Here is a 22,467-nt window from a genome sequence, read left to right on the forward strand (position 1 = left end):
GGCAAGGTTCAGGCCGGGACGACCAGTGCCTTTTCCGAAAGCTGCGCCAGCAAGTCGCGCAAGTCCTGCTCGATCCGGTCGCGCGGCGCATCGAATTCGGCTTCGATCAGGTCGGCAAGTTCGACGAGGCTCGCCCCGTCTTCCGACAGCTTGCTCCACACGCGGGTTCCGACAGGGTCCAGCCCGAAATAGGTACCGCTAACAAGATCGAGCAGCACCATCTCTCCGCCAACCTCCCGAGCGACCACGTCGTCGGAGGCACGGAGGCGTTCACTATTAGTCATTCGCAGCCCCAACTTCGCTTATTGCTGTCGCGATTGCCGCGATCACCCGGGGCAATTCGTCGTAATCTCTGACGTAGTCAAGCGCGTAGCAGGGGGTGTTACAACACAGCCCCACTATGCGACTGAAATGTCCGCGCAGGCGGTTTTTGTCCTCCACATCGAGGACGAAGGAATGCGGCATCAACGCCTGTGCGGCCCGGTTCTCGGTCAGCCGAGTGATACCGAGCGGCGCTTCGTGATCCGCGCCGAGCACGAAGATCGCCGCCAGCGGCGCTGGCTCGTTGCGGAACGGCAGCCGCATCGCATCGGCCACATCGAACTTGGCGTCGGAATCGGCGTCGATGTGCTCCGCTCCGGTCAGGAAGGCAGCGCTGTCGGCATAGAGCCGCAGACCCGATGGCTTTGGCTGAAGCTGATAGCCGTCGTCGTCCGGCACAAGCTCGATCACATCCTCGGTCAGAAACGGATAGCCAGCCTTGGCAAAGGCGCCCGCCAGCGTGGTCTTGCCATCACCCGACTGTCCGAGGAACGCCGCCGCGCGTCCGTCAATCGTCACCGCGCTGCCGTGCAGAAACAATCCGCCCGCGTGATCCCCGATCAGCGGCAGGACGGCATTGTCGAACAGGCTGCGGAAATGATCGGGCGCGGTGTCCGGAACGGGCCAACCGGTCACTGCCGAGGTCGCGGGCAGAATTTCGAAGTCGGCCTCGTCCGGAAAGCGCAACAGGAACCCGTCAGGCAGACGGTGGAATTCCGCCTTCACAAAGCCGTCTGGCAGGATCCAGCGGTCAAAGGGCTGGCTTGCCAATGGTTGCTGCGCGCGCGCGGGTAAGGGTCGGAAATCGACCATCGCCGTCAGGCCGAACAATCGCGCTTCAGCACGGTTTCGACAAATTCGCGGATCGCGTCGGGCGTGGGCATGAGATCGGGGCGTTCTTCAAGCACCTTGGCGATAATCGCTTCGCGGGTGCGCTGGCCATCGACCTGCGCCAGGACAAAGGCCCGCGCCTCACCCACCTTGCCGAGAACAGGAGGACGGCCCTGGTCACGGGACATATCCTCGGGCGCGAGCGCACGGGCGTTGAAGGTCGAAAGCCGCTGCCGCTTGGCGTTGCGCGGCGGCTGGATGGTCCACGCAATCGGATCGCCATCCGCCGCGAACCGCAGCGTGATGCCGATCTCGTCTCCGGCGTTCACCGCAAAACTCTCGAGCGTGGGGAAGTAAGCCTGCGAGCGCCGGATGCTGGCGGGATCGAGCGGAGAATTCGTCATCCGCACATCGCCCGCCAACTGGCAGTCGAACCAGCCGGCAAAGCCGTGGAACTGTCCAGCTCGGTCGATTTGCAACACAGCCTCAAACCTGAAAAGCGACGGCGCGTCTTCGGCAAAATCGATCCGCCCTAGCCTTGCCGGGGCGCCCGCCAGCTCTTCGGGCTCAAAACTGTAGGCGAATCGCTGATTGCGGTTGAGCGTCTCAAGCCAGTGATACTGCTCCGGCACCGGGTCTTGCCCCCAGACCGCGGCTTTCTGAAGGCAGACATCGGACGATACCGGTGCGACCATCAGATCGAGCGCCTCGGGAATCATCCTTCCGCCGGGCTTGAGAAACCGCTGGCGCGCATCCTGCATCAGCCGGACGATGCCATAATCAAAGCCCATGTAGCCGACATGATCGCAGATAATCAGATCGACCGGTTCGGGCAGCTCGGTGCGGAAGGTGGAGCCGGCAATCGTGGTGTAGCGATCGGCCATACCAGCGCGCTGCATGGTGTCGCGCGCGAGGTGGATCGCTTCGCTGCTGTCGATGCCCCAGCAGTGGCTGGCCCCGGCCTCAAGGCAGAACAGGCCCAGCACGCCCACGCCGCAGCCAAGGTCGGCGACCGTGTCGCCATCACGCAGCGTTGCGCTGATCGCCTGACGATACAATGCATTACGCCCGGGCAGGGTCAGGTATTCGATATGTTCGCCCAGCGCGTTCGTCATTCGGAAACCCATCGGGCATCGCGCGGCGACAGGTCAGCCGCCGATGCGCGCGTCGTCACTGCATAAGGAAAGCCCCGGCCCCTTGGTAGAGGGCTGGGGCGATCACGGAAGCTGGGCGGCCAGGCCGCCACAGACCAAAAACTATAAGACGGCTGATTAGAGCATCATCGTCATCGAGCCGCCGCCATCGGAACCCGAGGCACCGCTGCCGCCGGTGAGGTTGCGCACGGAACCGTACTCGACGAGGCGCGGCGTCTCATAGACGGACTTTTCGGTAGGTTGAGCCATGGCAATCCCTTTTCAAATTCACTCGATCACATCGTTAACGAGTCTGTAAAAATGCTGCGACCGCACAACATCCCCATACTTCCCAGCCAAGTTCCGAGTCAACATGCATCTCGCTGTCAAGCTCCGTCAGCTTACGTAGCCCTGCCGCGGTACAAAACTGCGAATTCGGGCCATCTGTTCGCTCGCGGACGAAGCCGGCAAACGCGGCATTGAGATGGGGCGCGGTGAAGTCGGCCTTTGACCTTCGTTCAAGGATGTTCGCCGGCAAGACGTCCGCCATCGCTTTGCGATGCACCACTCTGGTCACGCCCGCCTGATTGCGAATCCATTCCGGCGTCTGGCAGGCAAACTCGATGAATTGCCGGGTCTGCATCGGCTCGCGCGTTTCCAGCCCGCTCTGCGCGCGTTGTCGCTGCATGATATCCAGCGCCAGCTGGCGGTAAGGCGAAAACAGACGCCCCCTCTTGCTGCGTTCCATCGTGCTTCCCGGCACCTGTGCCCGATAGGCCTCTTCCATCGTTTGCAGGCGGCGGCGCCATTCCGGTTTCAGCCAATGGACGAAAGCGGGATCGGCATAGCGCCGCTGCATGCGACGCGACCGCACCGCGCGGCGCAGCGGTTCGGGTACAAAGCCGACAAGACCTGCTCGCAGCGCGCGGGGCAGGGTCGCGCGCCAGCCATCGGCCCCGGCATCGCGCTGCAGCGCCGCAGCAAAACCGGGCAAATCAAGGTTAAGCGCCAGTTCCTGATAATAGAGAATCGACCCGTCGAGCCACTGGTCGCCCCCATCACCATGCAGCATGGCACGCGACCCGCGTGTGACCGCCGCCCCCTCCAGATCAATCTGCATCGCGCCGTTGGGAGGGATCATCAGGTCGCAATCTTGCCGCCCTCTCTCGATGAACCAGTCAATCCCGGGTCGGAACAGGGGAACTTCGGTCAGGCTGCGCCCGCAATGGTCGGCGACCGCTCTGGCGAAGGGGAGCTCATAGGCGTCGGTGCCTTCCTCTCCGGCAAGGGTATAGCCCTCAAAGCCCGGCGCAGGCAGGCGGCCCTGCTGCTCCAATTGATGCGCGATGCCGTAAATCGCAGAGGAATCCAGCCCTCCGCTGACCGTGACCGCCAGCGGCTGGTGCGAACGCGAAGTCCGGCGCACCGCATCGAACAGCATCGCGCGGTAGTGCTCGACATATTCTTCCTCGCGGGCGTAGCGGATCGTGACGTCGACCGGGAGATCGTAATATTGCCGCACCCGCGTGTCCGACCCGTCGCAAGTCAACCAGTGGGCCTGCGGTACACGTTCCACGCCATGCCAGACTGTCGCGTCGCGCAGGTACCAGTCCCCCGCAGCCACATTGGCCAGATAATCGAAGTTCGGGGCAGGTCGGTTCTGCGCAGCAGCGATGATCGCAGCGAGATCCGAACCGATCAGCAGCGCGTCCTTGTCCTGATAGAAGTGCAGCGGTCGCAAGCCCTGATGGTCGCGCGCGGCATAAATCCTGCCCTGGCGCTGATCGGCGATGACGAAGGCAAACTCGCCTTCGATCCGGTTGGCGCAATCCTCGCCCCATTGCTCGTAGGCGCGCAGCACGAGCTCTGCGTCCGATCGGTTGCGCAGCGTCGCCCCGCGGCTGGCCAGATCGGTGCGCAGCTCCTCCCAATTCGTGAGATATCCATCCAGCACCAGCGCCAGACTGGCGTCTTCATTGGTGAAGGGCTGAGGGGCTTCAAAGGATTCGGCCGTAGTGTGAAGCATCGCCGCGCCGAGCGCGAAACGGCCCTGAATCCACGTGCCGGTACCGTCATGCGCACGGTCCGCCATCGCGGCCATCATCCGGTCAAGCTGCTCCTGCCGCGCCGGGCCGGGCGCAAAGATTGCGGCAATGCCGGTCATCCGACGCTATCCGTCAGCCTTCCCCGGGCCGGCGCTCGCGCTCGAACAGATCGCAAAGCGCGCCGAGTTCGGGAATGCTGGTGAAATGGCTGGCCCAGCGCTTCGGCTCGACAAGATCGTCACAACCAGCCGGGTAATAATGGAAGAACAGCAGGTCACAGAACCCGCCCGTCGGGATGTTATTGCGGTAATGCCATTGCGAGCTGCCATTGAAGAGCAGCGCCTGATTGGGCTGGAGGATAAAGGCCCGGAAACCGAGCGCCGGATCGTCCTTCACCGCCACAGGATCAAACTGCCGGAACGTTTCGACCGTCGGCCAGTCCACCACCTGACTGAAATGGATCGGCCATTCGTCGCTCTGCTCGATACAGTAATCGAGCGTGAACATCGACATCGGCTCGTCCATATGCGGATCGCACAACCCGCCCGAACCGTAGAGACTGAGGAAGTTGTACCCGGTGCGCAGCGTGCATCCGGCGGCCTCGCTCGCCACGCCCAGCAGATCGCGTTGCAACTCGAGAAAATAGGGGTGATCCCAGACAACTTGCCTGCCGAAATACTCGCGCTCCCACTGACTCTTGAGCGAAAGGTCCTGATGGCCCGCTTTGATCGAACGGCTGATCGCCTTGATCTGCGCGCAGGTATCATCGTCGAACAGGTTCTGGAGCACCGATACATCAAAGCCAGGAGGCGGCTTCAGCGGATCGAACCCGCGTTCGAAGGTTGCAAGAGCGCCCGGATTGACGACCGCCAGATAATCACGGGCAACCTCGTAGCGGCGCAGGAAATGGGCATCATACCATGAGGTGGGCCCGACACGGTTGAGCGACCGGACAGCAGCGAGATGCAAATCCAGATAGGTGGGATCGCGCAGCTTTGTCTTGATGGCGTCGTCCAGCATGCGCGGCTCCCGGTCACAAGGGCGCTTGGAGTCACCCCGTGGCTGGTGCAATAGGAAATGCATGCCTTCCTTGCAATCGTCACCGGACCCGGCCCCGGCTCCAGATAGCCGCAAGAGCTTGCGCTTTAGCGATGCTGGCTGGGTGGCCGCATATTGCATGACCGGCTTGTTCGAACTGGTCCGCGCGCGCATCGCCTTTGCCCGGCTGGAAGCGCGTGACATTCCGGCGCGCAATCGCCGCGCGGCCGGACGGGCCAGTGCGATCACGCCACAGGGCGACGAGGCGGCGTTGCTCGCGCGCGTTAGCTATGTTCTGCCGCGCATCTCCGTGCGCCTGCCGTGGCGCAGCGATTGCCTTATCCAGGCCATCGCCGGGCAGAACTGGCTGGCGCGCCGGGGGCTTCCCAGCGAGATCCGAATCGGGGTCGAACGCCCGGAAAGCGGGCCTTTTGGGGCACATGCATGGCTTGTGCATGAAGACGCGGTCATCACCGGCGGCGACATTTCGCGTTATAGCCTGCTGCTCGGCGAACCGCGCCAAGGGCAAAGTGATGCCTGAGCGCTGAACGGTGCAGATCGCAAGACGATCTTTACCAAGTGGCCCTAAAGCGGGTTGCCAAGTTTGCTGCATTGCACTAGCTAGTTTTACGAAGTTTCCGAATATGGGGATTAAGTCCATGAAAACCGTTTCTCGCATCATCTTCGCCGCTGCGGCGTCCAGCCTCGCGATTGCGCCTATCGCAGCACAGGCCGGCACCCGCGCCAGCGACAGCGGTTCGGTTTACTCGGTCAGCGCGCCGGGCGCCGGTCGCGCCGCTAAAGGTGAATCGATCGAAGACGACGGCGGCACCATCATTCTGGCTCTGCTCGCCGGTGCTGCGATCATCACCGGCATCGTCTTTGCCACCCAGTCGGATGACGAAGGCCAGTCGCCCGGCACCTGATCTGGCGCTTTCGCTAGATACATCAGTGTTTTACAGGATCACGCCCGGACTTCGGCCCGGGCGTTTTCTTTTGGGGTGCCATGCCATTGTCCCCGCACCGCTCCCCTTTGCTGCCTGAGGCCTTGTCTTGAACAAAACTGCGGCTGATCGCGTTTCGCTCATCGCCCTTGTGGCGCTGTTGCTTGTCGCCTTCGCCTTTGGCGGCGGCGGTAGCCGGTACGGCCTTGCCAATCTTGCAGTCCAGCTGACCGCCCTGACCGTTCTCGCGATCCGGGGGGATTCGGCACGACGTTTCTGGCGCGAATCGCCGCTGCTGTTGCGGCTGCTCATCGCGGCCACCTTGCTGGTTCCGCTTGCTCAGGTCATTCCCTTGCCCGAACAGGTCTGGAAAGCCCTGCCCGGTCACGACCTTGTCGCCCGCGCCTATGAAGCCGCCGGGGTCGGTGGATGGATGACATGGAGCGTCAATCCGCTGCGAACGATGCTCGCATTGACCGCGCTGGTCACGCCGCTCGCGGTGGTGATGGCGGGCTGGTCCCTGCCGCGCCGCGAACTGATGCTGGCCGGCTGGCTGGTTGTCGCGCTCGGCATCGTCACGACGCTGATGGGCGTGGTGCAGCTCAATCCTGCTGGCGACAATGTCCTGCTCTATGCCGCGCGCGATCCCGGAAGCTTCCTTGTCGGCACCTTTGCGAACCGCAATTCCACCGCGATCCTGCTGGGCTTTTGCCTTGCCCTTGCCTGCCTCTTGCCTGCCCCCAGACCCCATCCAGCGGCGCTTTGGGTGCGGGTTGCCGTGGCCTCGCTGCTTGTCGTGGCGATCGTGCTGACGAAGTCGCGCACCGGCCTTGCGCTAGCGGTAATTCCGCTCGGGCTCGCCGGTCTCAAGGCATGGGCATGGATGCTGGAGCGGCGCCGGGCCACCGCCGACAAGCGGCGCGGCCTCAATCCGATCCTCATGGCGCTTGGCGCAGTAGCCCTCGGCGCGACAGCCCTCGGCGGTCTTGTCATCGCTGCGCCGGGCCGGGTCGGCGAGACATTGGAGCGGTTCGAGGCGAAGAACGATCCGCGCCGCTACATCTGGGAAGACGCGGCCTACGCCGTTGATCGATACTGGCCGGCCGGCTCGGGAATGGGCACCTTCGACGAAGTGTTCCAGATCGATGAATCGCTCGAAAACCTCACCCTGCGCACCGCTGGCCGCGCCCATAACGACTATATCGAACTGGCGATCGAGGCAGGTCTTGCGGGGATGACCATGGCCGCGCTGTGGTTTGTCGCGTGCCTCGTCATGGCTTGGCAAGCCCGTCGCTCCCAGATCGCCTGGGCGGGCTGGGCAGGCGGCGCGTTCCTGCTCGCCATCGCGCTGCAATCGATCACAGATTACCCCCTGCGCAACCAGGCGATCCTCGCCTTCGCGGGCTTTGCCCTGCTGCTGCTAGCCCGCGCCGCATGCGAGCGGGAAAGGGACGCGCGATGATCGGACGCATTCTCTGGATCACGGCGCTGCTGGGCGTCGCGGGCATCACGACTGCCCTGCAGTTCGACAGGCAGGCGGACACAACGCCGTCGATCGCGCCGCTGGTGCCGACCCCCATGCGCGGTTACGCCCAGACCGGAATCGCCATCGCCGCACTTGAGGCGAACAACCCTGCCGCAGCGCTGGCCGCCGCCGAGGAGCTGGTGCGCCGCCGCCCGATGCCTGCGGAACACCTCACCCTGCTCGCAACCGCGCAGGCCAAGGCTGGCAAGGCCGAGGCCGCCGGGTTTACCGTGCAGATGGCCGCACAGCGCGGATGGCGTGAGCCGGTGGCGCAGGAAACCGTGCTGCGGCTCGCGCTCGGAGCGGGGGACAAGGCCGAAGCTGCCCGTCGCTATGCCGCACTGTTCCGCCGCGATGCGACGCCCGATGCGCTGCTGATCGACCTCGGCCCGCAGGTACTGGGTGAGCCCAAGGGGCCTGCCCGCGAGACCTTTGCCGGGATCATCGCCGGTGCGACCCGCTGGCACGAAATGTTCCTCCAGCGCGGCGCGCGCGTCTTGCCGACCGACGCCTTCAGCGAAGTGGTCGCCGAAGCGATGGCGCGCAATGCGCAGTTCGAATGCGACCCGCTGAAGCGCGCGGTCGAAAGCCTGCGCCAGCGCGATGCCGCCGCTGCGCAGCAACTCGCAGCCACCGTCGCGGGGCAGTGCCCCTAAAGCGTGCGAATGATGCCGGAGAAATCGGTCCCGGCATTGTCCTTGGCAAAGGCTTCGTAGATCGCGCGGGCGTGTTCGCCGAGCGCGACTGTCGCCCCCGCACCCGCCGCCGCTTCCATCGCCAGCTTGAGATCCTTCAGCATCAGCCCGGCGGCGAATCCACCTTGATAGCCGTTGTCCGCCGGGGTCACCGGACCGACGCCGGGGACTGGGCAATAGGACGTCATCGACCAGCACTGGCCGGATGAAACGCTGGAGATGTCGTAGAAGGTCTGCGGATCAAGCCCCAGCTTTTCAGCCATGGCAAAGGCCTCGCAGGTGCCGATCATGTGGATCGCCAGCAGCATGTTGTTGCAGATCTTGGCTGCTTGTCCGGTGCCGGGCCCGCCTGCGTGGATCACCGCCTTGCCCATCGCGGCAAGGATCGGCTGAGCGCGGGCGAAGGCTTCGTCAGAACCGCCGACCATAAAGGTCAAGGTGCCGCCATTGGCTGCCGCGATGCCGCCCGAAACGGGCGCATCGACCATCTGGTAGCCATGCGCCTCGGTCACCTCGATCACCTCGCGCGCGGTGGCGACGTCGATGGTGGAGCAATCGAGCATGATCGCGCCCTCGGGGGCATGGCCGATCACGTCGTCCCAATAGACCTGTTTGACGATCTGGCCGTTGGGCAACATCGAGACGACCGCCTCAGCGGTGGCGCAGGCTTCCTTGGCGGTGGCGAAAGTGCTGCAACCCGCCTCACGCGCGGCGGTGAGCGCGGCTTCGCTCAGGTCGAAGGCGCGGACCTCGTGGCCTGCCTTCACAAGGTTCGCGGCCATCCCGCCGCCCATGTTGCCGAGGCCGATAAAGGCGATTTTCATGTCACTCTCCCTTACCCGATCTGCTCGATCAGGATTGCTACGCCGAGCAGCGCAACCAACACGCCGCCCACGCCGTAAAACCAACCCTCAATAATACTGGTGGTTTTCAAGAGGCGGGAGCGCGTGGCCCGGCGCGCCTGCCAGATGGCGATCCCGACGGTGCCAAGACCGCCGAAAAGCAGCATGAGGCCTGCAATCACCGCCCCTTCCACTGTCCTTCGCGCTTTTCGATAAACGCCGCCATGCCTTCGGCCTTATCCTCGGAGGCGGTGAGGATCTGGAAGATGCGGCGTTCGACGATCAAGCCCTGATCGAGGGTCATTTCAAACGCCGAGTTGACCATTTCCTTGTTGGCGATCACCGCCATCGGCGGCATTGCGGCAATGATCGCGGCGGTCTTGAGCGTTTCGGCGATCAGTTCTTCATGCGGAACCACGCGGGCAACGAGGTTGCTGCGCTCGGCCTCCTCGGCGTTCATCATCCGGCCCGTGAGGCACATCTCCATCGACTTCGACTTGCCGATCGCGCGGGTGAGCCGCTGGCTACCGCCCATGCCGGGAGCAACGCCAAGCTTGATTTCGGGCTGGCCAAAGCGCGCCTTGTCGGAGCAGATGATGAAGTCCGCCATCATCGCAAGCTCGCACCCGCCACCCAGAGCGAAGCCGTTGACTGCCGCGATCCATGGCTTGCGGGTCTTCTTGACGATCTCGGCCGTCCAGGGGCTGAAGAAATCGTCGAGGAAAAAGTCGGCGGCCGCCTTGTCGCTCATTTCCTTGATGTCCGCGCCTGCCGCAAAGGCCTTGTCACCGCTGCCGGTGAGGATCGCGCACAGCTGCGTTGCGTCCGCCTGATAGGCGGCGAAGGCATGGATCAGCTCTTCCAGCACCTTGGAATTGAGGGCATTCAGCGCCTGCGGGCGGTTGATCGTCAGCAGCGTGACGCCCTTTGTGCCGCGCGCGTCGGTTTCGACGAGAATCGTTTCGTAAGTGGCCATCGGCCTTTCTCTCCTTCGTCACCCTGAACTTGTTTGACCGGCGGTCAACTTCGTTTCCAGGGTCCATGCTTCGGTCCGCACCGATTTCGCTATTGGCAAAATGGATGCTGAAACAAGTTCAGCATGACGGTGCTGAGGTGATTAGGCGAGCGGCACCCACTCCTCGCCCGCTGGCAGTGGCGCGAAGATCGCGTCGAGCAGGTCGTCGGTGACCTCCTCGGGTGTGGCCGGGTTCCACTTGGGATCGCCCGTCTTGTCGACGATCACCGCGCGCACGCCTTCGGCGAAGTCCGGACGGGTCAGCACACGGCTGGCGATGCGGTACTCCATCCGCATGTTGTCGGCAAAGTCGGTCATGCCGGCACTCTCCGCCAGTTGGCGCAGCGCGACCTTGCAGGTCTGCGGGCTCTTTGTGCCGAGCGTATCGCGCTCCTTCATCGCCCAGTCGTCGCCCGCATCGGCTGCCGATTCAAGGCTGGCGAGAATGTCCTCGTATCGATCCGAGGCGAAGTGCTTGGCGATCTTGTCCGCGTTGGCCTCGATCCGCGCCTTGGGCGGGGTGCCGACGGGTTCACTAAGGATGCCGGGAATGCGATCAGGATGATCGTGGATGCGCGTCTTGAGATCCTCGATCATGTCGTGCGGCACGTAATGGCTAGCAAGTCCGGTCCACAGGCACTCGGCCCCGTCGAGCCGCGCGCCGGTGAGGGCGAGGAACTGGCCGAGCCGCCGCCCCAGCCGCGCAAGATACCAGCCGCCGCCGACATCGGGAAACAGGCCGATGCCGGTTTCGGGCATGGCGAAGCGGGTGTTTTCCGTCGCCACGCGATACTTCGCGGGCTGCGAGATGCCGACGCCGCCGCCCATCGTTATGCCGTCCATGAAGGCGACGATCGGCTTGGCATAGGTGAACATCTGGTGGTTGAGCTGGTATTCGTCGTGAAAGAACTTCCGGCCCGATGCGCCCCCGTCGTTCAGCGCCGAATCCCGCAGGAAGGCAATGTCGCCGCCCGCACAGAAGCCGCGCCCCTCGGCATGATCCAGGATCACCGCCTTGATGGTGTCATCGCGTGCCCATTCGGTCAGGGCCGCGCTCATCGCGTGGCACATCTCCAGCGTCAGCGCGTGCAGCGCCTTGGGCCGGTTAAGGCTGATATGGCCGATCGGGCCATTCGTACGGATCAGAACGTCTTCGGTCATTGCCCCGGTACTTTCGGTTCGATCAGGTCCCAGCGATTTCCAAATGGATCGCTGAACACCGCAACTGTGCCATAGCATTCGTGGCGCGGCTGCTCTTGAAACATCACCCCTGCGGCGACAAGCCGTGCATGGGATTCTGCGAAATCATCAGTGTGCGCGAAAAAGCCCACCCGGCCGCCGGTCTGATTGCCGATGGCGTCGGTTTGCGCGGCGTTGGCGGCCTGAGCGAGCAAAAGCCGTCCGCCATCCTTGCCGCCGACCACGACCCAGCGCTTGCCGCCGCCCATGTCGCTATCCTCGATCAGATCGAAGCCGAGCGCATCGACGCAGAATGCAATGCCGGCATCGTAATCGGGCACCACCAGCGTTGTCAGGGCAAGCCTAGTGGCCATCACTGGCGCAGCAGGTCCCGGCCCACGACCATGCGCATGATCTGGTTGGTGCCTTCGAGGATCGAATGCACGCGCAGATCGCGCCAGAAGCGCTCGATCGGGTAATCCTGAAGATAGCCGTAGCCCCCGAACAGCTGAAGCGCACGGTCGACCACGGACGAGCCGTTATCGGTCGCCAGCCGCTTGGCCATGGCAGAGAAGCGCGTCTTGTCCGGCGCGTTGTCAGTCACCTTGGCGGCCGCGAGATAAAGCAGCGCGCGCGCGGCCTCCAGATCGGTCGCCATGTCGGCAAGCATGAACTGGGTGTTCTGGAATTCCGACACGGGCTGGCCGAACTGGGTGCGTTCCTTGGTGTATTTGATCGCTTCGTCCAGGCACCTTTGCGCCCCGCCGAGCGAGCAGGCACCGATGTTCAGCCGCCCGCCATCAAGCCCCATCATCGCGATCCGGAAACCTTCGCCCTCGCCGCCGACGAGGTTCTCCACCGGCACGCGCACATCCTCGAGGATCAGCTGCGCGGTCGGCTGCGAGTGCCAGCCGAGCTTGCGCTCGTTCGCGCCGAAGCTGACGCCGGGCATGTCCTTTTCGATCACCATGCAGGTGATGCCCTTGGGGCCATCTTCGCCGGTGCGGACCATCACGACATAGACCTCGTTCGACCCCGCGCCGGAGATGAACTGCTTGGTGCCGTTGAGCACGTAGTGGTCGCCGTCCCGCCGCGCGATGGTGCGAAGCGCTGCTGCGTCAGACCCGCTCGAAGGCTCGGTCAGGCAATAGCTGGCAATCTGCTCCATGGTGATGAGGCTGGGCAGGTACTTGGCCTTGACCGCCTCCCCGCCGAAGCGGTCGATCATCCAGGCGGCCATGTTGTGGATCGAGATGAAGGCGGAGGTGGAAGGGCAGCCATAGGCCATCGCCTCCATGATCAGCGCCGCTTCCAGCCGCCCCAGCCCGATGCCGCCCGATTGTTCGGAAACATAGATCGCCCCGAAGCCGAGTTCGGCGCTGCGCTGGATCACATCCTTGGGGAAGATGTGCTTCTCGTCCCACTCTGCCGCGTGGGGCGTGATGTTGTCCGCGGTAAAGCGCTGCGCGACCTCGCGGATGGCGAGCTGATCGTCGGTGAGTTGGAATTGTCCGTGCATGGCGACGTGCTCTAGCCGCCTTGTGCGCCCGCGAAAAGAGCAGCACGCACCCATACCTCATGGAAATTTGTTAGGGCCGCCCCCACCCGCGAAACCAAACGAAGCCCTGGCATCGTATCTGGACACATGAAAGCCGCCACACCCACCTTGTTCATGGTCTATAATGCCGATGGCGGCATCCTGAGCGCGCTTGGCGACATGGTGCACAAGATCGTGTCACCATCGACCTATCCGTGCTCGCTATGCGCGCTCACCTATGGGCCGTTTTCGATGCGGCGCGAGTGGCGGGAGTTCCTGTCAGGGCTGCGGTATGCGAAAATCTTTCTATATCGCGACGAGCTGCGCAGCGATCTGGGAATGTCCGGACTGGCACTGCCGGCAATCCTGCGGGCGTGTGGCCCGGGAGAGCCCGAAGTGCTGGTGAGCGCGGCAGAACTCGATGCTCTGGCCGATCTCGCCGCCCTGATTGCGCTGGTTGAGGCGCGGCTGGCCGAGGTCAAGAACTGACGCGCAGCACCGCCTCGGCCTCGATCTCCACACGCCATTCGGGGCGGCATAGCCAAGCGACGCCCGCCATCGTAGCGGCGGGCCTGGCTTCCGCGAAGAAGCGCGCGTGTACCGCGCCGACGGCATCCTGATCTGCGGGGTCGGTGAGCAACATCCGCGTGCGCACCACATCGGCGGCAGTCCCTCCCAGTTCCTCGATTGCCGCGACGATGATTGTCAGGCAGCGCTCCGCCTGTTCCGCCGCGCCGCCCGGCGTGGTCGATCCGTCAGGCTCCACCGGACCGGTTCCGGCCACGATGATCCGGTCACCCTGCCGCACTGCGCGGGCAAAGCCGAAGGTCGCCTCGAACGGCGAGCCGGAGGTCGCCCAACGGCGCGCCGAAGGCTGATCGCTCATCCGCAGGTGACTTCGGTGATCTTCATGTTGGCGTCGTAGCGCACGTTCACGCGGTCCTCGCGGTAGTCCATCGTCCAAGCGCCGCCGGGAGGGCCCCAGCGCAGGCTGCGCGCGCCGCTATCCTTGAGGACGGCCTCGCCCATCGACTGGGTCGCATTGTGGCCGACATGGTACTGCGCCTTCTCGGCGTTGCAAATCATCGGCAGGGGCGGCGGCGGAACCGCTTCGGCGGTGTCGGGGTCATTGTCCTCGATGCTCACCACGCAGCCTGACACACCGATCGTCGCCACCACAGCCATCGCCGCACGCCGCGCTGTTTTCACTATCCGCATGATCTCTCCCTCGTGCCGACCGGGTTCTTCCGGCCTTACAAGATCAGGCTATCAGGCAGGGCGCGGAATTTGAAGTGGGCGCGGCGCTCAAGCCAGCGCCGCGACTTTCTCGGGCGGGAGCGAAGCTCCGGCCACCTTGGCGAGCGCATCGGGATCAAGCGGTCGCCCGATAAAGTAGCCCTGCGCGTAATCGCAGCCAATCGTCTCGAGGAAGGCGAGGCAGGCGGCCTCCTCGACCCCTTCGGCCACCACCTTGAGGCCCAGCTCATGGGCCAGTTGCACGGTGGAACGCACCAGCATCGCGTCGCCCTTGTCGACATGGGCCTGGGCGACGAACATCCGGTCGATCTTCAGTTCGGACAGCGGCAGCAGCTTCAGATAGTTGAGCGCCGACTGGCCCGTCCCGTAATCGTCCATCGAAATGCGGATGCCCGTCGCACGGAACCGTTCGAGCGTGGCGATGGCCGCATCGGTATCCTCGAACTGGGCGCTTTCGGTAACCTCGAAAGTGATCCGCTGGGCCGGCGCGCCTGCGCGGACCACCAGCGCCAAGGCGCGGTTGGCGAAACTTTCCGACGTCAGCAACGCCGCCGAGATATTGACCGCAACCCCGATCGTCAGTCCGCGATCGCACCAGCCGCGCATATCCTCGAGCGCCTTGGCCAGCACGGCAATGGTCAGATCGTCGATCCGGTTATGCTCTTCGAACAGGGGAATGAAGCAATCCGGCGGGAGCAGGCCGCGCTCCGGGTGGTTCCAGCGCACCAGCGCTTCCACTGCGTCGATTTCGCGCGTCGCAAGGTTGAGCTTGGGCTGGTAAAGCACCGTGATATTGCCGCTGCTCAGCGCATCATCAAGCTCACCGAGCAGCGAGAACTGCTGGGTCACGGCCTCGCCTGCCTCGACCGTGTGCAGGCGCCAGAACTTGCCCGCACGCTTGGCGATGCTGGCGGCATGGGCTGCATTGGCGGCAGGATCGCCGTTCTGATCCGCCACCCCGAAGGTCAGCGACACACCAAGCCTGCGCCCGGCGATCTCGAAAGGGCTACGCATCAGCGCACGGATGCCGGCAAGTTGCGGTTCGATTTCCGCCATGGGCAGCGCCGAGACCCATACGAGCGTGCGGTCCTCGGTCCGGTAGATCGTGGTACCGCCGCTGGCGACTTGCAAGCGCTCGGCGATACGGCACAACAATGTGCCGAGTCGGTCCCCTTCGGTGGCCAGCTTGAGCGCATCGAAATCATCGATCTGGGCGGCAATAACATAACGATCGGTAGCCGCAGCGGGACGGGCATCGAGCGCCTGCCGGTTGGGCAAGCCGGATTCCGGATCGATCTGTCGCTGCAGCGCCGCAAAGCGCTGGGTCAGCACGAGGTAACGGGTCAAGCCGGCAGCTCCCGCCAGCATGGTCGCGGGGACAATCTCGAACCACAGGTCGCCCGCGATCCGGGCAACCAGCCAGAGTGCCAGCAGCATCGCCACGACGCCGCCCGTCCGCAGCATCACAACACTGCGGCGCGGGCTGGCAAGGATCGTGAACGCCACCATCGCCGCCAGCACCATCGGCAGTTCCCAGGAGCCATAGACAGGAAGGCCTGCGCCAAGTGTCTCGGCACCGAGCGCCTGGATGATCACGCCGGGAATCACGCCATGAAGCGGGACGGCATAGCGATCGCCAAATTCGATGGCGGTCGCGCCGATGATTACATCCTTGCCCGCCAAGCTGCCGGGCGGGATCCTCCCGCGCTCGATGGCGATGAAGCTGTGCCGCGGAATGGTTGCCGGATCGATCGCGAAGTCGACCGGGAAGGCCTCGTCCACCTCTCCCGCGCGCCCGGCGACAAAGGCCGAGAGCGATGGCCGCGCGGTGGCGCTGGTCACCGTGCCCAACGGCAGCCGCCGGACATATCCGTCCGGGTCGGGCGGGACAGAGACCGAGGCGAGGTGGGCATGTTCGCGCAAGATCGGGATCGGCAGCGAATCTAGCTGGCGCATGTCTCCGGACGCGGCTTTCTGCGCAAACGTGGGCAAGGCGATTGACGCGCGGGCATTGCCGATCGCGGCGGCCAAAGCGCGGTCCCCCGCAGGGTCGGCATTGCTCGAAAAGTCGACGTCGAAGCTGATCGAGCGTACCCCCGCAGCGTCGAGCGCGGTGACGGCTCTGGCATAATGATCGCGCGGCCAGGGCCAGCGCCGAACCGCTGCCATGCTGGCAGCATCCATCTCGACCACATGGACTTGCCCGCTCGCCTCGCGGCTGAGCATGGAGAAGGTCGCTTCCGCAAAGCGATTTTCAACAGGGCGGAAGACCCCGGCCAACGCGCCCATCGACACCATCAGTGCGAGCGCACAGATCATCGGCACACTGGTGCGCCAGCCATCGGCGGCAAGCGAAGCTGCGGCACGCGCAAGATAAAGGCGCAGAGATTTCATGATTTTGGAGTGATAGGGATCAGCGCTGGCTATAGCCCGCCGGGGTAGCCATCACCCCGAGGTCAAGACCCTGCGCGCCCGTTGCGCGGATACGCCCGCCGTTGCCATTGCCGTTACCGCCGCCACCGTTCCCGCCGCCATTGCCCGGATCGCCGCCACCACCGTTGCCGCCCCCGCCGTTGCCGTTGCCGTTGCCGCCGCCACCATTTCCGCCACCATTGCCCGGATCGCCACCGCCGCCATTTCCGGGACCGTCACCGCCGTTGCCGTTGCCGTTGCCGTCGTCGTCATCGCCAGGGCCGTTATCGTCACCGTCGTTCCCGTTCCCGTTCCCGTTGCCGTTGCCGTTCCCGTTCCCGTTCCCGTTGCCATCGTCGCCATCGCCATCGCCGTCGCCGCCGCTGTTACCGTTGCCGTTGCCTTTTTCGCCGCCGTCATCATCGTTGCCGGCACCGCCATTGCCATTGCCATTGCCGTCGGAATTGCCGCCCGAGCCGCACGTCCCGTTGGCGCAGACTGGGCTATCATCGGGGCGCCCGCCCGAATTGCCGACCGGTGCCGCATTGCCGCGACCGGTGTTGTCCGACACCACCACCGCGGCGAGCACGGCAACTTCGCCCGACACAAAGCCGTTCGATACCTCGCCAAGATCACGCGGGGTGCTGACGATGGCCTGATCGATGCGTCCCTGTCCGCGGCTGCCCTGCGCTGCAGCCGGTTCGACCGCGCCCGATGCCGGGGGAGCCGCCGCCGGAGCGCCGCCGCTGCCGCGCGCAGGCGAATCGACAACCTTGCGCCCTTCGCCCTCGACCACCATCCGCAGCGGATCGCCCGCCGCGATCATTGCGACCGCACCCGGGCGGATCAGTTCGCGCACACCGCCGTCATTCGTCGCGGCCTCGACCGCGCCTTCGGTGACTTGCAGGCTCGTCCCCTCGTCGCTCACCGTGATGACGAAGGTCGTGCCCTTCACCACCGCCGCGAGATAGGGCGTTTCCACCCCGAAGTGGGGATTGGGCTGCTTGCCGATATTGAACAGCGCACTGCCATAGTCCTGAAGAATCTGGATGATACCGCGTTCACGTACGGCAGGGGCGATACGCAGCTGGGCGTTCTGCCGCATGGTCACGAATTCGCGGCCGCGCACCAGGACTGCCGAAGCACGCGCGTCTGTGCGGATCGTCGCGCCGGGAACCAGCGCCGTGCCGACCTTGGCGGGCCGCTGCCCACTGGCGTCGATTACTGTCACGACGCCCTTGGCCTCGCTAACAGTCCAGACCCCGCTCTGGGCAAGCGCAGGTGCGCCGCTGAAGAACAGCAGAAGTAACGGCAAGAGGAGGCGTGACAGGATGCGCATAGGTTTCTCCGTGCCTATCCAATACACGCAAGCCGCCGACATCCCGTTTAAGCAGTTGGTTAACAAGCCCTTACGATGAAATTTGATTAACCTTTGCATTGTAGGGATCAGGCTCGATTATTGATCATGGGGGCAAACTGATCCTTCGGCCGGTTAATCTTTGCGGGAGTGCTATCATGCTGCTGGCGGCGAATCCGCTGGCGGCACAGGATGCACTTGACCGGACCAATCCGGCCCAGCAGGTCAACCGCGATGATCTTGCCCCGCCCCCGCCCGATCAGGTGCGGATCGAGGTGCTCCCGGTGCTCGACACCCCGCTGGTAGGCGGCAGTTCCGAGATACTGGATGTCGGCGCAATCGTGATCGACGGGCTGGTGGCGCTCGACCGGGCGGATTTCGCCGCCGTGATCGAGCCCTACGCTGGCAGACCGCTCGACCGCGCCGAACTGCGCCGCCTGACCGATGCCGTGGCGGCGCGCGCACGCGAGAGCGGCTATGTCCTCGCCACCGCATGGATCCCCGAACAGACCCTGCTCGGCGGCATGCTGCGAGTGCGGATCGATGAAGGCACCATAGATGCGGTGCGCATCGAAGGCAGTGATGATCCGGCGATTCGCCGCCAGCTCGAACGGCTGGTGAATGGCCAACCCGTTACCCTCGCTGCCCTCCAGCGCGAGGTGCTGCTGGCCGACGATATCCCCGGCGTGTGGATTCGCGGCACCAGGTTCGCACGGGAAGGCACGCGGCGCATTCTGGTGGTGGATGCCGGGCGCAGCGATGCTGGCGGCAGCGTGCTGGTCGCCACCGATGGCACCAAGCCGCTCGGTCCGGTTCGCGCGCGGATCGATTTCGACGCCAATGGCCTCATCTCCCCGCGCGACCGCATTGATCTCAGCTTTTCGGCCACCCCCCTCGACCCGGAAGAGCTGGCGTTCTTCAGCGCGCGCTACACCGTGATCGTCAACGATGCCGGCACCAGTGTGGGCGCTTTCGGCTCCTTCTCGCGCACGGAACCCGGAGCCTACCTTGCCAATCGCGAGCTGCTGGGAGAGGCGTGGCAGGCAGGCATCCGCCTGCGCCACCCGCTGATGCGCACGCAATCGCGCAGCCTGTGGCTCGAAGCGAGCGGCGAAGTGCAGGACTTGCGGCAGGACAGCTTCGGCACGCTCGCGCGCTGGGACCGGATCGCGCTGGCCCGGATCGGCTTCTACGGCTTTGGCCCGCTGGCGGGCGGCACGCTGCAGGGCCGCGCAACCGCGAGCCAGGGGCTCAACATCCTCGGCGCGACCGACAGCCGCGATCCGCTCGCCTCGCGCTGGGATTCGCAGCCCGATTTCACCACCCTGTCGTGGTGGCTCAACTGGCGGCGCGGGATCGCCCCCCGCGTCAGTCTGTCGCTTGCCACGACCGGCCAGATCTCCAACACGCCGCTGCTGGTCGGCGAAAGCTTCGCATTAGGCGGCACGGGTTTCCTGCGCGGCTATGATTTCGCCCAGCGTATCGGGGACGAAGGCGCTGCCGGCCTCGCGGAGCTGCGTTACGACTGGCCCAAGGCGCTGGGCGCCGTGCGGCATGTACAGCTCTATGCCTTTGCCGATGCCGGCACGGTGTCAAACCTTGCGGGAGGCACGGGCGGCGGCACGCTGGCATCGAGCGGCGCTGGCCTGCGCACAGACATCACCCGCGATCTCGATCTCGATTTCGAGGTCGCCGTGCCGCTCACCGAAGACCGCTACGATACGGGCGACAATTCGCCGCGTCTCAATCTCAGGGTCAGCCAGTCGTTCTGAACGGCGTTGCGCCTGATTACCGGTCCTCGGGCGGGATAGCCTGCCAAGCTGCGAAATCGGGATAGATCACGGTTCCAGGCCAACGCGGATCGCGCTCAACCGACCACGTGAGGTGAACCTGCGCGACCGACCCATCATCGAGCTGGAACAGAAAATCATCATAGCCATTGCGGCGGCCTATCGCAGTTACCTTGCGGCCCGACAGCACATGGTCACGGCAAACCTCGCGGGCGAGTTCGAGCGAGAAGGCGCGTGCATCATCGGGGTTGTCGATGGCGTACCAACCGCCGTCCCAGACATGCCCTTCGGCCATCGCTTCAGTCCTTGTGCTTGTCCAGTTCGTCGCCCGTCACGCTCACCACGTGGAGCAGGTTGGTCGCCCCCGGTGTCCCGAACGGTACGCCTGCGAGCACGATCAGCTTTGATCCCGCCGCTGCAACCTTGTGGCGCAGCGCCATGCGCTTGCCCTTGCCGATCATCTCTTCGAAGCTGCCAATATCCTTGGTCGCCACCGCGTGCGCGCCCCACAGCAGCGCCATGCGCCGCGCAGTGCGCATCGAGGGCGTGAGCACGAGCACCGGCGTGGCGGGCCGTTCCCGCGCCACCCGCCGCGCGGTCGAGCCGCTGGTGGTGAACACCGTGATGGCGCTGATCGGCACGGTATCGGCGATCGTCATGCAGGCATGAGCCAGCGCGTCGGAGGTGGTCGCATCGGGCGGGGTATCGAGGAACCGCACCCGCGCCTTGTAGCCTTCGTCGCGTTCAACCTGTACCGCGATGCGGTCCATCATCGCCACGGATTCTTCCGGCCATGCGCCTGCCGCACTTTCGGCGGAAAGCATCACCGCATCCGCCCCGTCATAGACCGCGTTGGCAACGTCGGAGACTTCGGCGCGGGTCGGGGTCGGAGCCTCGATCATGCTTTCGAGCATCTGCGTCGCCACGATCACCGGCTTGCCCGCACGGCGCGCCATGTTGACGATCTTCTTCTGGAGCGGCGGCACCTCGTAAGGTTCAAGCTCCACACCGAGATCGCCACGGGCGACCATGATGCCGTCGGCCAATTCGATGATCGCATCAAGCCGGTGGACGGCCTGCGGCTTTTCGATCTTGGCGCAGATTGCGGTGCCATGGGTGCCGATCAACTTGCGGGCCTCGGCAATATCTTCGGGCCGCTGCACGAAGGACAGCGCGATCCAGTCCGCCCCATGCTCGGTGGCAAAGGCGAGATCGCGGCGATCCTTTTCGGTGAGTGCCGGGATCGGCACTTCGGCATCGGGAACGTTCACGCCCTTGCGATCGGAAATCACCCCGCCCACTTCTGCGCTGCACAGGATGCGGCTCTCGTCCGCTTCCAGCACCTTCAGCCGGATCTTGCCGTCGTTGATCAGCAGACGCTGCCCGCGTTCCATGATCCCGAACAGTTCGGGGTGCGGCAGGCAGACGCGGTTTTCGTCACCGGGCGTCTCGTCACGGTCGAGCACGAAGTGGCCCGAGTGGCGGATCACCGCCTGCCCGTCCTTGAAGGTCCCGACACGCAGCTTGGGACCCTGAAGGTCGGCAAGGATCGCGATGGGGCGGGCATATTGCTTTTCCAGCGCGCGGATGGCGTGGACGGCCGCCTCGTGATCGGCATGGTCGCCGTGGCTCATATTGAGGCGGAAGGCGTCCGCGCCTGCCCGCACCAGCCGTTCAAGCATCTCGGGCGAACGGCTCGCCGGGCCGATGGTGGCGAGAATCTTGACCTTGCGGCCGCGCGGGTCGATTCTGGACTGGTCGCGTCGTGACATTATTGGCTATCCCTATTGCGCCATGCCTATGGCACAGGCGTTTTTCAACTCAAGGAAAAGCCGCGATGAATAGCAATGCCGATCCGCTCGATACGCTGGACGATGCACAGGCCGCCGCTGCCTTCCGCCGGTTGGTGCGGCATCTGCGGCACCGCCATGATGCGCAGAACATCGAGCTGATGGGCCTCGCCGGCTTCTGCCGCAATTGTCTCGCCGACTGGATCCGCGATGCGGGCTTCCCCGGCGACAAGGATGCCGCGCGCGAGCTGATCCACGGCATGCCCGGCGCCGAATGGAAAGCCACCCGCCAGAGCCCCGCAACCGAGGAACAACTGGCGCGGATGGAAGCGAGTGTGGCGAAGAACGCACAGGAATAATTCGCGCCGCCTGTTCACCGGGGCCAAGAGGCTGGCTATCGCACCGGCCAACCGATTCTCATACCTATGGAGCCCCCTATGGCCGACAATGCCAATTCCACCGACGACCGCCTGCGTCTGCTGATCGAGCGCATCGAACGCCTCGAAGAGGAAAAGAAGGGCATCGCCGACGATATCCGCGACGTCTACATGGAAGCCAAGGCGGTCGGCTATGATCCCAAGATCATGCGCCAGATCGTGCGCCTGCGGAAAATGAAGCCCGATGACCGCAGCGAGCAGGACATGCTGCTGGAGACGTACAAGAACGCGCTCGGGATGGCGTGACGCCCACGGGGTTGCCATTGAATTGTCGCCAAGCCGTGTTATCTTCCTAACACAGCATCAAGAGGAGACACGA

At 64.5% G+C, this 22,467-nt stretch carries 26 protein-coding genes; 8 read left to right on the forward strand and 18 right to left on the reverse strand.

Translation table 11 applies throughout. The annotated features are described in order from the left end of the window. Positions 1 to 8: 8 nt before the first annotated feature. From KVF90_RS00515 to KVF90_RS00540, 6 genes are all read right to left on the reverse strand, one after another. Positions 9 to 284 (reverse strand): PqqD family protein, encoded by a 276-nt coding sequence (locus tag KVF90_RS00515; protein ID WP_264392899.1) that lies wholly within the window; start codon positions 282 to 284, stop codon positions 9 to 11. After that, positions 277 to 1,152, reverse strand: coding sequence for a hypothetical protein (locus tag KVF90_RS00520; RefSeq protein ID WP_264392900.1), 876 nt, complete (start codon positions 1,150 to 1,152; stop codon positions 277 to 279). The genes KVF90_RS00515 and KVF90_RS00520 overlap by 8 nt, the downstream gene beginning before the upstream one ends. Further along, positions 1,140 to 2,267, reverse strand: a complete 1,128-nt coding sequence (locus KVF90_RS00525; RefSeq protein WP_264392901.1) for a methyltransferase domain-containing protein — start codon at positions 2,265 to 2,267, stop codon at positions 1,140 to 1,142. The genes KVF90_RS00520 and KVF90_RS00525 overlap by 13 nt, the downstream gene beginning before the upstream one ends. A gap of 156 nt (positions 2,268 to 2,423) precedes the next feature. Then, a complete protein-coding gene (locus KVF90_RS00530; protein ID WP_264392902.1) occupies positions 2,424 to 2,555 on the reverse strand; it encodes a lasso RiPP family leader peptide-containing protein in 132 nt (43 codons plus the stop codon). 34 nt (positions 2,556 to 2,589) lie between these two features. Beyond that, positions 2,590 to 4,449: an asparagine synthetase B family protein gene (locus KVF90_RS00535; protein ID WP_264392903.1), complete on the reverse strand. Its 1,860-nt coding sequence runs from the start codon at positions 4,447 to 4,449 to the stop codon at positions 2,590 to 2,592. Between the two features lie 13 nt (positions 4,450 to 4,462). Further along, positions 4,463 to 5,350: a hypothetical protein gene (locus KVF90_RS00540; protein ID WP_264392904.1), complete on the reverse strand. Its 888-nt coding sequence runs from the start codon at positions 5,348 to 5,350 to the stop codon at positions 4,463 to 4,465. A gap of 157 nt (positions 5,351 to 5,507) precedes the next feature. On the opposite strand from KVF90_RS00540, the gene KVF90_RS00545 reads away from it, so the two are divergent. The 4 genes from KVF90_RS00545 (at position 5,508) to KVF90_RS00560 (ending at position 8,493) form a co-directional block, all read left to right on the forward strand. After that, positions 5,508 to 5,909 carry a lasso peptide biosynthesis B2 protein gene (locus KVF90_RS00545; RefSeq protein WP_264392905.1) on the forward strand — a complete coding sequence of 134 codons (402 nt, stop codon included), beginning with the start codon at positions 5,508 to 5,510 and terminating at the stop codon, positions 5,907 to 5,909. A gap of 118 nt (positions 5,910 to 6,027) precedes the next feature. Then, on the forward strand, positions 6,028 to 6,294 hold the full coding sequence (locus tag KVF90_RS00550) for a hypothetical protein (protein WP_264392906.1): 267 nt from the start codon (positions 6,028 to 6,030) through the stop codon (positions 6,292 to 6,294). A gap of 127 nt (positions 6,295 to 6,421) precedes the next feature. Continuing rightward, positions 6,422 to 7,774: an O-antigen ligase family protein gene (locus KVF90_RS00555; protein WP_264392907.1), complete on the forward strand. Its 1,353-nt coding sequence runs from the start codon at positions 6,422 to 6,424 to the stop codon at positions 7,772 to 7,774. Beyond that, positions 7,771 to 8,493, forward strand: coding sequence for a hypothetical protein (locus tag KVF90_RS00560; RefSeq protein ID WP_264392908.1), 723 nt, complete (start codon positions 7,771 to 7,773; stop codon positions 8,491 to 8,493). Before KVF90_RS00555 ends, KVF90_RS00560 begins: the two co-directional genes overlap by 4 nt. Here the strand turns inward: KVF90_RS00560 and mmsB are convergent. The 6 genes from mmsB to KVF90_RS00590 all read right to left on the reverse strand — a co-directional run bounded on the left by mmsB (position 8,490) and on the right by KVF90_RS00590 (position 13,087). After that, positions 8,490 to 9,356, reverse strand: coding sequence for a 3-hydroxyisobutyrate dehydrogenase (gene mmsB, locus KVF90_RS00565; protein ID WP_264392909.1), 867 nt, complete (start codon positions 9,354 to 9,356; stop codon positions 8,490 to 8,492). The genes KVF90_RS00560 and mmsB overlap by 4 nt on opposite strands. An 11-nt stretch (positions 9,357 to 9,367) precedes the next feature. Continuing rightward, positions 9,368 to 9,556 carry a hypothetical protein gene (locus tag KVF90_RS00570; RefSeq protein WP_264392910.1) on the reverse strand — a complete coding sequence of 63 codons (189 nt, stop codon included), beginning with the start codon at positions 9,554 to 9,556 and terminating at the stop codon, positions 9,368 to 9,370. Next, positions 9,553 to 10,350, reverse strand: coding sequence for an enoyl-CoA hydratase-related protein (locus KVF90_RS00575; protein WP_264392911.1), 798 nt, complete (start codon positions 10,348 to 10,350; stop codon positions 9,553 to 9,555). Before KVF90_RS00575 ends, KVF90_RS00570 begins: the two co-directional genes overlap by 4 nt. 141 nt (positions 10,351 to 10,491) lie before the next feature. Beyond that, positions 10,492 to 11,550, reverse strand: coding sequence for an enoyl-CoA hydratase/isomerase family protein (locus KVF90_RS00580; RefSeq protein ID WP_264392912.1), 1,059 nt, complete (start codon positions 11,548 to 11,550; stop codon positions 10,492 to 10,494). Next, complete coding sequence (locus KVF90_RS00585; protein WP_264392913.1) at positions 11,547 to 11,942, reverse strand: VOC family protein; 396 nt, start codon at positions 11,940 to 11,942, stop codon at positions 11,547 to 11,549. The genes KVF90_RS00580 and KVF90_RS00585 overlap by 4 nt, the downstream gene beginning before the upstream one ends. Next, entirely contained in the window at positions 11,942 to 13,087 is a 1,146-nt protein-coding gene (locus tag KVF90_RS00590; protein WP_264392914.1) for an acyl-CoA dehydrogenase family protein, read from the reverse strand. Before KVF90_RS00590 ends, KVF90_RS00585 begins: the two co-directional genes overlap by 1 nt. 126 nt (positions 13,088 to 13,213) lie before the next feature. On the opposite strand from KVF90_RS00590, the gene KVF90_RS00595 reads away from it, so the two are divergent. Next, entirely contained in the window at positions 13,214 to 13,594 is a 381-nt protein-coding gene (locus tag KVF90_RS00595) for a hypothetical protein (protein WP_264392915.1), read from the forward strand. Here the strand turns inward: KVF90_RS00595 and KVF90_RS00600 are convergent. The 4 genes from KVF90_RS00600 to KVF90_RS00615 form a co-directional block, all read right to left on the reverse strand. After that, a complete protein-coding gene (locus KVF90_RS00600) occupies positions 13,584 to 13,991 on the reverse strand; it encodes a RidA family protein (protein WP_264392916.1) in 408 nt (135 codons plus the stop codon). The two genes, KVF90_RS00595 and KVF90_RS00600, sit on opposite strands and share 11 nt — an antisense overlap. Continuing rightward, a complete protein-coding gene (locus KVF90_RS00605) occupies positions 13,988 to 14,323 on the reverse strand; it encodes an I78 family peptidase inhibitor (RefSeq protein WP_264392917.1) in 336 nt (111 codons plus the stop codon). Before KVF90_RS00605 ends, KVF90_RS00600 begins: the two co-directional genes overlap by 4 nt. Positions 14,324 to 14,410: 87 nt before the next feature. Beyond that, on the reverse strand, positions 14,411 to 16,756 hold the full coding sequence (locus KVF90_RS00610; protein WP_264392918.1) for a putative bifunctional diguanylate cyclase/phosphodiesterase: 2,346 nt from the start codon (positions 16,754 to 16,756) through the stop codon (positions 14,411 to 14,413). A gap of 19 nt (positions 16,757 to 16,775) precedes the next feature. After that, positions 16,776 to 18,113, reverse strand: coding sequence for a FecR family protein (locus tag KVF90_RS00615; protein WP_264392919.1), 1,338 nt, complete (start codon positions 18,111 to 18,113; stop codon positions 16,776 to 16,778). A gap of 176 nt (positions 18,114 to 18,289) precedes the next feature. Here KVF90_RS00615 and KVF90_RS00620 point away from each other — a divergent pair, with 176 nt between their 5' ends. After that, complete coding sequence (locus KVF90_RS00620) at positions 18,290 to 19,903, forward strand: ShlB/FhaC/HecB family hemolysin secretion/activation protein (protein WP_264392920.1); 1,614 nt, start codon at positions 18,290 to 18,292, stop codon at positions 19,901 to 19,903. A 16-nt stretch (positions 19,904 to 19,919) separates the two neighbouring features. On the opposite strand, the gene KVF90_RS00625 is transcribed toward KVF90_RS00620, so the two are convergent. Then, positions 19,920 to 20,216: a hypothetical protein gene (locus KVF90_RS00625; protein WP_264392921.1), complete on the reverse strand. Its 297-nt coding sequence runs from the start codon at positions 20,214 to 20,216 to the stop codon at positions 19,920 to 19,922. Positions 20,217 to 20,220: 4 nt separating this feature from the next. Beyond that, positions 20,221 to 21,693: a pyruvate kinase gene (pyk, locus tag KVF90_RS00630; RefSeq protein WP_264392922.1), complete on the reverse strand. Its 1,473-nt coding sequence runs from the start codon at positions 21,691 to 21,693 to the stop codon at positions 20,221 to 20,223. A 65-nt stretch (positions 21,694 to 21,758) separates the two neighbouring features. Between pyk and KVF90_RS00635 the strand changes: the two genes are divergently transcribed. Both KVF90_RS00635 and KVF90_RS00640 read left to right on the forward strand, forming a co-directional pair. Continuing rightward, entirely contained in the window at positions 21,759 to 22,070 is a 312-nt protein-coding gene (locus KVF90_RS00635) for a DUF1244 domain-containing protein (protein WP_264392923.1), read from the forward strand. A gap of 78 nt (positions 22,071 to 22,148) precedes the next feature. After that, positions 22,149 to 22,394, forward strand: coding sequence for a DUF2312 domain-containing protein (locus tag KVF90_RS00640; protein ID WP_264392924.1), 246 nt, complete (start codon positions 22,149 to 22,151; stop codon positions 22,392 to 22,394). Positions 22,395 to 22,467: the final 73 nt, after the last annotated feature.

Origin of the sequence: Porphyrobacter sp. ULC335, assembly GCF_025917005.1 — a bacterium.
In the GTDB taxonomy this organism is placed as follows: Bacteria; Pseudomonadota; Alphaproteobacteria; order Sphingomonadales; family Sphingomonadaceae; genus Erythrobacter.